The sequence below is a fragment of the Polaromonas sp. AER18D-145 genome (genome assembly GCF_002379095.1).
Taxonomy (GTDB): domain Bacteria; phylum Pseudomonadota; class Gammaproteobacteria; order Burkholderiales; family Burkholderiaceae_C; genus Polaromonas.
Map to the genome: position 1 here is coordinate 1 of NZ_NBZV01000126.1, position 446 is coordinate 446.

The following is a 446-nucleotide window of genomic DNA, read 5'->3' on the forward strand; positions in this document are numbered from 1 at the left end:
TCGACCTTGAGCAGCGCGACGGCCAACCTGAGCGAGACCAACGCGGTGCTGAGCACCGGCGGCACCTTGACGCTGAGCGACCTGGACGCGGCGAGCGCGACGGTGGTGGCGCAGACCGGCACGGCCGGCAGCTACGGCAGCTTCGTGATCAACAGCGCCGGGGTGTGGAGCTACACCACCGCCAGCGCGCTGAACAACCTCAACGCCGGGCAGGCGGTCAGCGAGACCTTCACGGTGGCGACCAGCGACGGCGGCAGCGCCACGGTGACGGTCAACCTGACCGGCAGCGAAGACGTGTCGACCTTGAGCAGCGCGACGGCCAACCTGAGCGAGACCAACGCGGTGCTGAGCACCGGCGGCACCTTGACGCTGAGCGACCTGGACGCGGCGAGCGCGACGGTGGTGGCGCAGACCGGCACGGCCGGCAGCTACGGCAGCTTCGTGAT

At 70.2% G+C, this 446-nt stretch carries 1 protein-coding gene; it reads left to right on the plus strand.

All coding sequences use genetic code 11. The annotated features are described in order from the left end of the window. Positions 1-446, plus strand: a 446-nt coding sequence (locus B7G52_RS23150) for a VCBS domain-containing protein (protein WP_205853113.1), incomplete at both ends; no start/stop codon positions are given.